Source organism: Polaribacter sp. R2A056_3_33 (genome assembly GCF_019278485.1).
Taxonomy (GTDB): Bacteria; Bacteroidota; Bacteroidia; order Flavobacteriales; family Flavobacteriaceae; genus Polaribacter.
Window position 1 is genome coordinate 1755607 of the sequence record NZ_CP058984.1, and the last position, 12737, is coordinate 1768343.

General features: G+C 29.7%; 10 protein-coding genes. 8 read left to right on the forward strand and 2 right to left on the reverse strand.

Annotation, left to right across the window (positions count from 1 at the left end):
• Positions 1–60: 60 nt before the first annotated feature.
• Positions 61–1257: a glycine C-acetyltransferase gene (gene kbl / locus H0I29_RS07435; RefSeq protein WP_218754954.1), complete on the reverse strand. Its 1197-nt coding sequence runs from the start codon at positions 1255–1257 to the stop codon at positions 61–63.
• Positions 1258–1717: 460 nt separating this feature from the next.
• Here kbl and H0I29_RS07440 point away from each other — a divergent pair, with 460 nt between their 5' ends.
• From H0I29_RS07440 to H0I29_RS07450, 3 genes are all read left to right on the forward strand, one after another.
• On the forward strand, positions 1718–1909 hold the full coding sequence (locus H0I29_RS07440) for a hypothetical protein (RefSeq protein ID WP_218732190.1): 192 nt from the start codon (positions 1718–1720) through the stop codon (positions 1907–1909).
• Between the two features lie 246 nt (positions 1910–2155).
• Complete coding sequence (locus H0I29_RS07445; protein WP_218732191.1) at positions 2156–2491, forward strand: hypothetical protein; 336 nt, start codon at positions 2156–2158, stop codon at positions 2489–2491.
• A gap of 51 nt (positions 2492–2542) precedes the next feature.
• On the forward strand, positions 2543–3211 hold the full coding sequence (locus H0I29_RS07450; protein WP_254712717.1) for a hypothetical protein: 669 nt from the start codon (positions 2543–2545) through the stop codon (positions 3209–3211).
• A gap of 141 nt (positions 3212–3352) precedes the next feature.
• Here H0I29_RS07450 and H0I29_RS07455 read toward each other — a convergent pair whose 3' ends face one another.
• On the reverse strand, positions 3353–3601 hold the full coding sequence (locus tag H0I29_RS07455) for an RNA polymerase sigma factor (protein ID WP_218732192.1): 249 nt from the start codon (positions 3599–3601) through the stop codon (positions 3353–3355).
• A 121-nt stretch (positions 3602–3722) separates the two neighbouring features.
• Between H0I29_RS07455 and H0I29_RS07460 the strand changes: the two genes are divergently transcribed.
• From H0I29_RS07460 to H0I29_RS07480, 5 genes are all read left to right on the forward strand, one after another.
• Positions 3723–4853, forward strand: a complete 1131-nt coding sequence (locus H0I29_RS07460; protein WP_218732193.1) for a FecR family protein — start codon at positions 3723–3725, stop codon at positions 4851–4853.
• Between the two features lie 153 nt (positions 4854–5006).
• On the forward strand, positions 5007–8489 hold the full coding sequence (locus tag H0I29_RS07465) for a SusC/RagA family TonB-linked outer membrane protein (RefSeq protein ID WP_218732198.1): 3483 nt from the start codon (positions 5007–5009) through the stop codon (positions 8487–8489).
• Positions 8490–8491: 2 nt separating this feature from the next.
• Complete coding sequence (locus tag H0I29_RS07470) at positions 8492–9949, forward strand: RagB/SusD family nutrient uptake outer membrane protein (RefSeq protein ID WP_218732199.1); 1458 nt, start codon at positions 8492–8494, stop codon at positions 9947–9949.
• A 12-nt stretch (positions 9950–9961) separates the two neighbouring features.
• Complete coding sequence (locus tag H0I29_RS07475) at positions 9962–11083, forward strand: TlpA disulfide reductase family protein (protein WP_218754955.1); 1122 nt, start codon at positions 9962–9964, stop codon at positions 11081–11083.
• A gap of 216 nt (positions 11084–11299) precedes the next feature.
• The gene (locus H0I29_RS07480; RefSeq protein ID WP_218754956.1) at positions 11300–12676 is read left to right on the forward strand and encodes a TlpA disulfide reductase family protein; all 1377 of its coding nucleotides are present in this window, start codon (positions 11300–11302) and stop codon (positions 12674–12676) included.
• Positions 12677–12737 lie beyond the last annotated feature (61 nt).

Consider the following 12737-nt stretch of genomic DNA (forward strand, 5'->3'; position numbering starts at 1 on the left):
TAAAAGTGCTCTATACCTTTAATAAGTACTACTATTTTAAACAAACTCGTGTAAATACTATTACTTTATTACATTCAATCTTTTACCAACTTTAATAAAAGCAGCTACCGCTTTATCAATATGTTCTTTTGTATGTGCTGCAGATAATTGAACTCTAATTCTTGCCTTGTCTTTTGGTACTACTGGAAAGAAAAAACCAATTACATAAATACCTTCTTCTAATAATTGGTTTGCCATAATCTGAGACAATTTTGCATCATACAGCATAACCGGTACAATTGCGGCATCTGCACCAACTAAATCGAAACCTGCAGCTTCCATTTTAGATCTAAAATGATTGGTGTTTTCCTCTAATTTATCTCTTAACGAAGTATCGTTTTCTAACATTTCAAAAACCTTTAGAGAGGCACCAACAATGGCAGGGGCTAAAGAGTTAGAGAATAAGTAAGGTCTAGAACGCTGACGTAACATTTCTATAATTTCTTTTTTACCCGTAGTAAAACCACCCATTGCTCCACCCAAAGCTTTTCCTAAAGTTCCGGTAACAATATCTACTCTGCCAAGTACATTTTTTAGTTCTATTGTACCACGACCTGTTTTACCAATAAAACCAGAAGCATGACATTCATCTACCATTACCAAAGCATCATATTTATCTGCTAAATCGCAAATTTTATCTAATTCGGCAACAACGCCGTCCATAGAAAATACACCATCGGTTACAATTATTTTAAAACGATGATTTTGTTTGTTTGCTTCAATTAACTGTTCTTCTAAAGAAACCATGTCGTTATTGTTATAACGGTAACGAGCTGCTTTACACAAACGAACTCCGTCTATAATAGAAGCGTGGTTTAAGGAGTCGGAAATAATAGCATCTTCTTTTGATAATAAAGGTTCAAAAACTCCTCCATTAGCATCAAATGCTGCGGCGTATAAAATAGTGTCTTCACAATGAAAAAACTCAGCTATTTTAGCTTCTAATTCTTTATGAATATCTTGAGTTCCACAAATAAAACGAACAGAAGACATACCAAAACCATGAGAATCTAATGTGTCTTTGGCAGCCTGAATTACTTCTTTATTATTAGACAAGCCTAAGTAATTGTTGGCACAAAAATTAATTACTTCTTCTCCTGTAGAAACCTTAATAACGGCATCTTGTGAGGTTGTAATAATGCGCTCTTCTTTAAATAAACCATTGTCTTTAATGGCTTGTAATTCTTTCTGTAAATTCTCTTTTATGCTTCCGTACATGGTATCTGTTTTATTTTACAGTACTTAAACTGTATTTTTCTTTTAATTTTTCTATCATTATTTTAGGCAAGCTATCTAAATCGAATAGTGGCTTCCAGTTCGAATCTCTTCTTGCAGGAAAATCATCGATACTTTCTGGCTACGAGTTTGCGATTTCTTACCTGAAATCTGGCTTAAATGTAATACTAAAATTTAAGTAGGTCTTTTTTATTGAATTAAAAAATTATTTTGGTGTAAAACTCATGGTTTTTCTTCATTGGCAGAAGGAATGGCTGCTAAATGATAGATTTCTGTTATTTTGTACTTTAGTACGATTTCTTCTAAAGTGTTATAATTTATATCATACCGTTTCTAAAGAAAATCAGCAGCTTTTTAAAGCTGGATCTTTAGAATTTGAAAAAACTATCAGCATATATTCAATAAAGAAATATCCAAAGCAAGTAAAAGTGATATTCAAGAAATGGTAGCACAATACTTTTCGATATCGAAACAGAAGGAGGAAGCTGTTTTTACTTTGTTAGAAAAAGATTTTTCTTTGGTTGATGAATCTCAGAAAGCAGAATATCTAAATTATTATTTTCTTACAAACGTTCGGTATTATTGTTTGCTTGGGTATTGTATTTCAGGATATTATGAGCAATCTGTTGTTTAATTCTCGTTACTATGTCGGAAATACACTTAATAAAAAAAACCGTAATCATTTTGTATTAAATGAATTACGGTTTTTAACCTGTGCTCAAGGTAGGAGTACCTTATTTTTTAAACGTGTTTAATCTCTTTAAATACTATATAATATAGCTTAATTAATTCATTTGAAATCAATTTTAATCAAATTTTATTTAAATAGGTAGCCCTTTTAATTGCCCTATTTTGAATATTTGTATCAAATTGTATATTTATGAAAGTTTCATTTTATTTAAGAAAGGATAAGGTCAATAAAGAAGGGTTAATGTCAGTAAGAATGTTAATTACAGCGAAAGACTGTAAAATATTACAGGTCATAAAAAAGAGGAAAGCTTTAGACGTTATGTTAAAATTCAAGCTAAAAATTAGCCCTCAAAAATTAAGTAAGTTATATGTTCTTTTTTTTGAAAATAATAACGTAAAATCAACTAATATTAATGCCAATTCAAAGGGCGAAAAATTTGATCATTTTTGGAGTAAAATGGTTGGATCCGGACGTGCTAATGAAGGTTTACGAGATGGTTGGTTAGAACAATTAGAACAAGCTTAAGAAAATTGCGGATTTGAATATGTTCGTTTTCATGGAATTTTTCACGATGATATGTTTCCAGTAATTATTGAAAAAGGAAAAACGGTCTACAATTGGAAATATATTGATGATTTGTTAGATTTAAAGGTGAAGCCATTTGTTGAACTTGCATTTTTACCAACAAGTATGGCAGCAGAAAATTCTAAAACGGTTTTCTGGTGGAAGGCAAATATTACGCCAGCAAATGATTCTTTTGAAAAATGGCATGATTTGGTAAAAGCTTTTACACAGCATTATGTGGATAGATACGGAATTGATGAAGTACTTACTTGGTACTTTGAAGTATGGAACGAGCCTAATTTATATAAGTTATTTTGGGACGGAACAAAATCTCAGTATTTTGAGTTGTACAAGCAGTCTGTTATAGCAGTACGCTCCGTAGATAATAGATTAAAAGTAGGAGGGCCTTTACGAGTAATTATGTGCCAGATACTTGTTTTGATGGAGAAACGACAGATGATGAAGCTTCAGAAGCTGTTTTTAACACGTTTTGCAAAATCATTAAAACTAGATTTAGAATGGTTAAATAAAACCATAGCTAAAAGTGAATATCCAGACGTAGAAATTCACTTAACAGAATGGAACACAAGAGATCCAATGCATGATCGTTTACCAGTAGCGGCTTATATTGTAAAATCTAATCTAGATTGTATTGGCTTAATAAACTCTTTAGCTTTTTGAACATTTACTGATATTTTTGAAGAAAAGGAAGAAGCCCAAATAGAGCTGGAGTTTATGGACTTTATACCTAGTCCTAAGAAAAGTGAAGATCTAAGAGATTTAGTTCATATGCAAGCAAATGAACAAACCATTTCTCAACGTCTAAAAACGGTTGGTTATGAAACTTGTTTGTCTGGTAATAGATTTTTCAGTATTTATTTTTAATCTATTATTCCAAAGTGTTATAAATGTTTGCTGTACAATATCTTCTGCTTCATGTAAATCGTGAGTATAGGTAACGGCATAATCTAAAAGTTTTTTATAATAACGATCAAACAATATACTAAATGCCTTTCTACTGCCTTTTTTAATGCTTTTAGCTAATATAGTGTCGTCAGAGAGATTTTTCAAATTAATTTTTAGAATTTTTGATTAAAAGACAAATATGCTAAAAAAAATATGAAATAAGACTAAGGGTAAAATAATAAATTAGCGTATTTGTTGTATAAATTAAACTGAAATAGATAAAACGTTGAAAAAACTTACAATAAAATACATAATTAATACAATCTCTTCAAAAGAGTTAGTAGAACTCAAAGAGATGTTAAAAGAAAAGAAAAATCAACAGGTTTTTAAAGATTATATAAAAGATTATTATGCTGTTCATACGGTATTAAATAAACCAGATATAGACAAAGCATATGATAAACTTTGGGATGCTATAGAGAAACAAAAGCCTAGGCAACAACCTCTTTCGATGTGGTTTAAATATGCCGCAGCAGCTGTAATAGTTTTGACATTTTCATTATCGTATTATTTAATAAATAACCAAGAACAAAATGGAATAAAAAACACAGTTGCAGAAGCAGTAATCCCAGGTACTAATAAGGCTATTTTAACTCTTGATGATGGCTCTGATATTATGTTAGAAAAGGGAAAACCTTATAAAACAGCTAAGTTAACTAGTAATGGGGTGCAAATTAAATATGATAAAAAAGGAGAGAATCAAGTGTTATATAACCACTTAACCGTACCAAGAGGAGGTAGGTTTGAAGTTGAATTGGCAGATGGTACTCGAGTCTGGTTAAATTCAGATTCAAAATTAAAATATCCAGTAAGTTTTAAGGAGGGAATAACACGAGAAGTTGAGCTTATATATGGAGAAGCTTTTTTTGATGTGTCTTCAAGTAAAAACCATAAAGGAACACGTTTTAAAGTTCGTTCTAGACTGCAAGAAGTAGAAGTTTTGGGTACAGAATTTAATATAAAAGCTTACAGTGATGATGTAAATGTGTATACCACTTTAGTAGAAGGTAAAGTGTCTGTGAAAAATGAATTCTTTAAAGAAAAATTAAATCCCGGATTTCAGTCTGTTATAGGTAGTTCGGGAGGCGCTATTGAGGTTAAGACTGTTAAGGTATACAATGAAATAGCTTGGAGGGAAGGAATCTTTTCATTTCGAGATAAGCCATTGAAAGAAATTATGAAATCTTTATCTAGATGGTATGATGTAGATATAATTATTAAAAATAAAAAACTGGAAGATATAAGATTTAATGGTGTCTTAAGTAAAAGTATGAATTTAGAAGAGGTTTTAGAACCTATTAAAAGAAGTATTAATCTGAATTATAAAGTATATGGTAAAAGAATAGTTCTAGAATAAAAAAGAGACGAAGTTTATACCGCTCAAAGTAAATTAACTTCATCCCTTAGAATAAATATATTAATTAAATGAATAACTAATACCAACAAATTTATGAATTTTAATTTTACTAAAGAAATTTTCTTTTTTAGGAAAACAACAAAAAACTTAATTATGAGAACAATACTGTTGTTGTTTTGCTCCACTATTTTTAGTTTTACACCTATTGATATTATTTCACAGAATGTGAAAGTTACAATTACGGAGAATAAAACAGTTACTGCTTATGAAATCTTTGATATTATTCAGTCACAAACAGATTATAAATTTATTTACCGTTCAGATCTTTTTAAAGGTTTTCCTTTAATTACTTTAAATAAAGGTACTATTAAAGTAAACGATTTATTATCTAAAGCTATTTCTAATGAAGAGTTTGATTTTAATCTACTTAAAAATAATACAATTGTAATAGAAAAAGAGGTTCCAAGAATAATACAAGAGACAATTACTGGTAATGTTACTGATGAAAATAAGGTTCCTTTATCTAATGTAACTATTCGAATTAAAGGAACTAGAAAGGGACTTCTAACAGATTTCGATGGTAATTACAGTATTCCTGGTCTTAAGAAAAGTGATGTATTAATTTTTTCTAGTGTGGGGTTTGTAACACAAAGTATAAAGATAGGCGACAAAAAAGTGATAAATGTTGTTTTAAAAGAGTCTGATGATGAGTTAGATGAAATAGTAGTTGTATCAGAAAAGACAAAAGTTAATACGGGATATCAGACGGTTTCAAAGGCAAAATCTGTTGGTGCTTATGAATCTGTAGGAGCTGAAGTAATTGAAACTAAATTTCAAACAAATATTTTAGAAAGATTAGAAGGTACAATAAGTGGGTTGAGCTTATACAGAGGAAAACCAGTAATTAGAGGGATTTCTACACTTTTTGGAGAAGATGAACCTTTAATTGTGTTAGATAATGTGATTTATGAAGGTAGTTTAGAATCTATTAATCCTAGTGATATTGAAAATGTTACAGTATTAAAAGACGCTACGGCAGCTTCAATTTACGGTGTTAGAGCTGCCAATGGAGTTATTGTCATAACTACCAAAAAAGGGATCCTAGGTAAACCAAGGATAAGTTATTCATCATCATTTCAAGTAGAAGAACTTCAAGATCGATCGTATCAAAACTTAATGTCATCTGCCGAATTTGTTGATTATCAAATTGATGTTTTTAATGCAACAGCAAATGGTACTCGACAATTTAAACAATTAACTGTAGATGAAGTTAATACCCTATTGTATGATTATGCAGATGGTTTGATTTCAGAGGATTATTTAAATTCAGAATTAAATACGCTTAGAAATTTAGATGGATATGATCAAGTTGTAGATGAATTATTAGCTCCTAGATTTACACAACAACACAACCTTTCATTAAGGGGAGGGTCTGAAAAGCATCAATATGCATTATCTCTTAATTATTCAGAAATAGGTACTTTTGAAAAAGATAGGAATTCTGAACGATTGGGAGTTAATGTGAAAAACTATTTTAAATTAAATGATTGGTTTAAATTTGATATATCTCTTATAGGTAGTTATAGTTTTTCAGATAATTATATAGGTATTACAGGACTTCCTTTATTAGGTTCTTCAAGACTTCCTTATGAAGTACTTAGAGATGAAGATGGAAATCCAGCGGAATGGAAATATATTAAAAGTGAGAGTGAAATTGATAGACTTATTTCTTTAGGTTTAATAGATCAATCCTATTATCCTTTGAATGAATTGAAAGAACAAACGTCAACATATAAAAGTCCTTCTATTACCATAAATGTTGGAACACAAATTAAGCTTTCAAAATCACTAGAGTTACAATTAACAGGTCAAAAAGAAATTAGTAGAAGATATAGTAAACTTTATTCTTCAGAAAATAGTTATGCTGTTCGCGATTTAATAAACAATGCTACTCAAATAATAGATGATGAAATTATTAATAATATTCCTCATGGAGGTAGGGTTTTTGAAACTTATTATGATAATAATTCATATACTTTAAGAGCACAACTTAACTATAATAAGTTATTTAATAAAAAACATGATGTAAAAGTACTTGTAGGTGGAGAAAGAAGACAAGTAATTGGTGATTCATATGGAGATGTACGTTATGGTTATGATGATACTACTTTATCTTATATTCCTTTGGACTGGGATACTTTAAGTGAAACAATTCAATCAACACAATCTGGTTTAGGAACTTTTACTGTGGGAGGACAAACTGGTTACCAAACTGATGATAGTAGATATGTGTCTGCTTATGGAAATGTTTCGTATATGTTTGATGATAAATTAGGGTTTAATGTAAGTGCAAGAATAGATGAGTCTAATTTATTTGGTACAAGTTCTGATCATAGATATAAACCGCTTTGGTCTTTTGGGTCAAACTACATTGTAGATACAGAGTCTTTGGCTATACCATGGCTTAACAAATTAAAAATTAGAGCTACCTACGGAATAAGTGGTAATATTTATGATGGTACTGGACCAGAAGCTATAGCAAACCTTATTACTACTCCTAATCCTGCTGGAGAAACACAAGCATCTATTGTTGCTCCACCAAATGAAGAGCTAAGATGGGAACAAACTTATATAACCAATATTGGTATAGATTATGAATTGTTTTCTAAGAAAATAACAGGTAGTGTTGAATTTTATGATAGAACTACTATAGATGCTGTTGCGAGAATAGATTCAGATCCTATTTTAGGTTGGACTCAGCTTCCTAAAAATTATGCTTCATTAAACAATAGAGGTATTGAATTTCAAATTCATTCACAATTTATAAATACTCAAGATTTTAGATGGGATGGTAAAGTTGTGTTTAGTTATAATAGGAATATAGTTACAGAGTATACTCAAGCATATAATACATTTTATGCATATGATTTTCTTTATGGAAATCAATTAAGAGAAGGACAAGCATTAAACACCGTTTATACGCTTCGTTATGCTGGTTTAAATGAAAAAGGAGCTCCAAGAGCTTACAAGGCAGATGGTACTATTGTAGATTCTTATAGTGATTTAGTTTTTGAAGATTTGATAGATCAAGGAACTAATGATCCTCCTTATCATGCTTCTTATTTTAATAATATATCATATAAACAATTTGATCTTTCATTTATGCTTATTTATTATGGTGGACATGTTCAGAGAGATGTAGCAGCAGGGTATTATCCTACATATAAAAATTCATATCAATTAAAGACAAATTTAGATAGGATACATTTGAATTATTGGAAAGAGCCTGGTGATGAGGAGGATATATATACGTCTCCAGCAATTCATTGGGATAATGCTGTTGATAATCCAGATTATGTTAGAAGTTCTCAGAGAAATATATGGACGTATGCAGATATACATGTTCAAAAAGCAGATTACATGAAGGTAAGAAATATAACTTTAGCCTATCGTGTCTCGCAATCAGTTTTAGATAAAATGAATCTATCTAATTTAAGGTTGTCTTTTGATGTAAGAAATCCATTTTTATGGGCAAATAATAGAAATAATCTAGATCCTGAAGTATGGACAACTGATCGTAGTAGAGGAAATCCAAAAATGCCAACATATACTTTAGGAATTAATTTAAACTTTTAAAAATGATGAAATATATTAATAAAATAGTATTAGGGTTCCTAATTATTTTGAATTTTAATTCTTGTGATAGTTTTCTAGATGTAGAACCACAAGGAGAATATATACCTACAACATATGAAGATTATGCGTTTTTATTGAATAATCAGTCTCTTATAAATCAATTTGAGATTGGTTATGTTAATTTATTTACAGATGATTTAGAAAAATCTTCAGATGAAGATATTACAGATGAGGTTGGTTTTGATGGTAGTCCAGTGCATGCAGTAAATTATTATTTTTTTAATCCTGGGCCTACTTATGAAATAGATCAAAATGATATTTATTTTACATCAGCTTATTCTCAAATTTATACGTATGATTTTATAGCAAATAATATATTGGAGGCTACAGATGGATCTGAAGAAGAAAAATTAGCTCTTAGGGCAGAAGCTTTATTTGGTAGAGCATATAATTTTTTTAAATTAGTAAATCTTTATGCAAAAGCGTATGATCCTACTACAGCTAGTACAGATTATGGTGTACCTTTAATTTTAGAAGATAATATTTATGCTGAGTATGGTAGAAACTCTGTAGAAGAGGTTCATAATCAAATAATTAATGATTTATTAGAAGCTATTCCTTATCTTAATGTAACAGCCTCTAGTAATTTTCATCCAACCAAAGCTTGTGGTTATTTTCTGTTAGCTAAACTATACTTATTTAGAGGGGAATTTGATAATGCACTTAATTATGCAAACTTAGCTATAGAAAATAAAGGAACTTTTGAATTACAAGATTTAAAAAATTATGTAGCTATTCCTGGAGGATGGGGAGCAAGGATTTTTAGTCTTGTAACATTTCGAGCAATGGAAGATATGGTAGATGTTTCAGAGAATATGTATCTCAAAAACTCATTTGATAATTTTCATGGTTCTGTTTTAGCATCAGAAGAATTAGTAGCTATTTTTGATAAAGATTTGCCAAGTACTTCACAAGATATGCGTAGAGAGTTGTATTTTGAAGATGATTATGCAGATTTTAATACTCAGTATAGAATTCATTTCCCTGGAAGAACAATTTTTGGAGCTTTTGTAAATAGAAATGCAGGAATTTTGTTGCCCGATTTGTATCTTGTTTTAGCAGAAACTGAAGCCAGAGTTGGTAATAAAGATAAGGCAATGGAGTATATAAATTACCTTAGAGATTTTAGAATTAAAAATAATGTACCATTAACAGCGTCTACAAATGAAGAAGCCTTAATAAAAGTTTTTGAAGAAAGAAGAAGAGAACTTTGTTTTGTTTCTGATTTTAGATTTCAAGATTTGAAGAGACTTAATAAAGAAGGTGCTTTCGCTAAAACAGTAACTCATACTTTTGGAGGTGTAGAGTACACATTACCTCCAAACGATCCAAGGTATATTTTACCAATTTCCAACGATGTTATTCAGTTTAATCCAGATTTACCCGTATACGATAGATAACCAAACTAACTTATGAAAAATATACTTATATTTTTATTACCATTATTATTTTCTTGCAATCAAAAACCAACTTATACTATTAACGGGGTTTTTAAAGAAGGTATAGGAAAAAAAATAGTATTGTCAGAGCTTTCTAATTTAAGAATCCTCAGAATAATAGATTCAGTTAATGTAGATGCGAATGGTAAATTTACTTTTACAGGAGATTCTTTTGGTGAAATTAAAGAAGCACGATTATCTATTGTAGGTACCCGATTTAGAGAAGACTTTATTATTGAAGATACTGTTATTAATGTAAATATTCAAGAAAAAGTTATTACAGAAAAATACACAAAATATCTTTTTGATCTAGATCGAGGAAAAGAAGATGCTATTTATGCCAAGCTAAAATCAAACTATAAAAAACGAAGAACTGTATGGGGAGGAGCAACTAATAGAGTAGTTAAAGCAAATGCAGCAGGAGAGCTTAGTAATGAAAATTTAGTAAAAACTCGTGCAAAATTAGATACAGATTTTATTGATGAAACTTTAAATATTTTAAGTAATTATCCAGACAGTTATGGTACTTATTTTTATATAAAAAATTATATGCTAAGGTTTGATTCATTACCTTTTGTTGAAAAAGCATTTAACAATTTGTCAGAACGTATCAAGAATTCAAGTGAAGCTACTGTATTTAAATCAGAAGTTGAAGAAATTAAAAGATCATATGTAGGAGGTACTCCTCATGATTTTTCAATACCATCTTTAGATGGAGGAGAGGTTAGTTTGTACCAATATAGAGGAAAAGTACTATTGATAGATTGTTGGGCTACTTGGTGTGGTCCTTGTATAAAGGCAATGCCACATATTGGTGAGGTGTATAAAAAATTTCATCCAAAAGGGCTCGAAGTTCTAGGGATTTCTTATGACAGAGACGAAAATAAATGGCGTAATTTTTTAAAGAAAAATGAATATGTTGTTTGGGATCAGGCTTCATCATTAAAAGAATGGAGTTGTCCTTCAGCAAAAGTATTTGCAGTAAATACAATACCAGCAACTATTTTAATTGATAAAAATGGAGTGATTGTAGCGAGAGATCTTAAAGGTGAAGAGCTTGAAGCAAAAATCAAAGAAATACTTCTGGTAGAGTAATTTATACTATCGAAAAATGTAATTATAATATCCTTTAATCATTGTATCATAATAATTTTTGGTACACTGTTAATGATATTAAAAAAAATAAAGAATATACTTTTTACAAAAACTTATTTTAATAAGTTTTTGTTTAGTGAAATAAAAGAAATAGATGAACTCATCTACGTATTTCAAAGTGTCTAATACATTAAAAAAAAAACAGAATAATAAAAAATGAAGAATACAATATTAAGTTTAAGCTTGCTTTTAGGTTTAGTTGCATGTTCAAAAAAAGTCCCTGTGGATTATGCAATACTAACAGGTGAAATTGAAAATCTTGATGCTCAAGAAATAACATTAATAAAACTAGATCAATCTTTTAAAAAGAAAATTCCTGTAGTAAATGGGGTTTTCTCAGATACCATTAACGCTAATCCAGGACTCTACTCTCTTAGCGTTGGTAAAAATAATGGAACATTGTATTTAAACAACGGAAGTCGTCTAAATCTTATAGCCGATGCTAAAGATTTTAATAATTCTCTTAAGATTTCTGGTGAAGATATAGAGACCACTAATTATTTGCTTTATAAGAAAAAAACGATTTCAGAGCGAAAAGGAAAAGGTCTGCATGTTTATACGTTGGAAGAGCCTGATTTTAAAAATAAATTTAAAGAAATACACCAAACCTTAAATACTAAATTAGATACCGCCCAAGGCATTTCTTCAGAATTTAAAACTCTAGAAAAGCGCAACCTTAATTACGAATATTTAAATGAATTACAACGTTATGCTGGTGGTTATCACAGACAATGGGCTAATAAAAAAAGCTACAAACCTTCTGAATTTTTTTTAGCCGAATCAGAAGATATGGATTTGGATAATGGAGTTGATTTTCAATTTTCTAGTGCCTATAAAGAGATGGTAAACCGTCATTACACTAAGCAAGTAAATGCTTTGCGTAGAAAGGATACAGTAGAATATGGATTATTAGGTGTAACGGTATATTCATCTATTCCAAACCAAGTTATTAAAAACGAACTTATTTTTAAAAAGGCAGAATACGATTTATATCAAACCAAAGATTTTGAAAAATTCTATGAACTTTTTATAAATGCATCAACAAATGAAGAAAACAATGCCAAAATTACCAAAATTTATAATGAATTTAAAAAATTAGATAAAGGACAACCATCTCCTAAATTCACAAATTACGAAAAGCATTCAGGAGGCACTTTGTCTTTAGGTGATCTTAAAGGAAAATACGTTTACATAGATGTTTGGGCAACCTGGTGTATACCTTGTATAAAAGAAATACCAGACTTAAAACGAATAGAAAAAGCATATCATGGTAAAAATATAAGCTTTTTGAGTATTTCTGTAGATAAATCTAAAGACCATGATAAGTGGAAAAAAATGGTGGTAGATAAAGACCTTGGTGGTATTCAAGTGATTGCAGATAATAACTTTAAATCAGAATTCATATCAGATTATATTATTAAATCTATTCCGCGTTTTATTTTGATAGATCCAAATGGTGTAATTGTTTCACAAAATGCGCCAAAACCATCAGATCCTGAATTAATGAATTTACTTAATGAATTAGATATTTAAAATAATTTACGACACTATATTAGAGTTTAGCTTTTTAAGAATAGTGTTTGTTTTGTAATAA

Bases quoted from the DNA above. Each gene is read 5' to 3' on its own strand.
- kbl (WP_218754954.1), bottom strand. From the start codon at position 1,257: ATGTACGGAAGCATAAAAGAGAATTTACAGAAAGAATTACAAGCCATT.
- H0I29_RS07440 (WP_218732190.1), top strand. From the start codon at position 1,718: ATGGTAGCACAATACTTTTCGATATCGAAACAGAAGGAGGAAGCTGTT.
- H0I29_RS07445 (WP_218732191.1), top strand. From the start codon at position 2,156: ATGAAAGTTTCATTTTATTTAAGAAAGGATAAGGTCAATAAAGAAGGG.
- H0I29_RS07450 (WP_254712717.1), top strand. From the start codon at position 2,543: ATGTTTCCAGTAATTATTGAAAAAGGAAAAACGGTCTACAATTGGAAA.
- H0I29_RS07465 (WP_218732198.1), top strand. From the start codon at position 5,007: ATGAGAACAATACTGTTGTTGTTTTGCTCCACTATTTTTAGTTTTACA.
- H0I29_RS07470 (WP_218732199.1), top strand. From the start codon at position 8,492: ATGATGAAATATATTAATAAAATAGTATTAGGGTTCCTAATTATTTTG.
- H0I29_RS07475 (WP_218754955.1), top strand. From the start codon at position 9,962: ATGAAAAATATACTTATATTTTTATTACCATTATTATTTTCTTGCAAT.
- H0I29_RS07480 (WP_218754956.1), top strand. From the start codon at position 11,300: ATGAAGAATACAATATTAAGTTTAAGCTTGCTTTTAGGTTTAGTTGCA.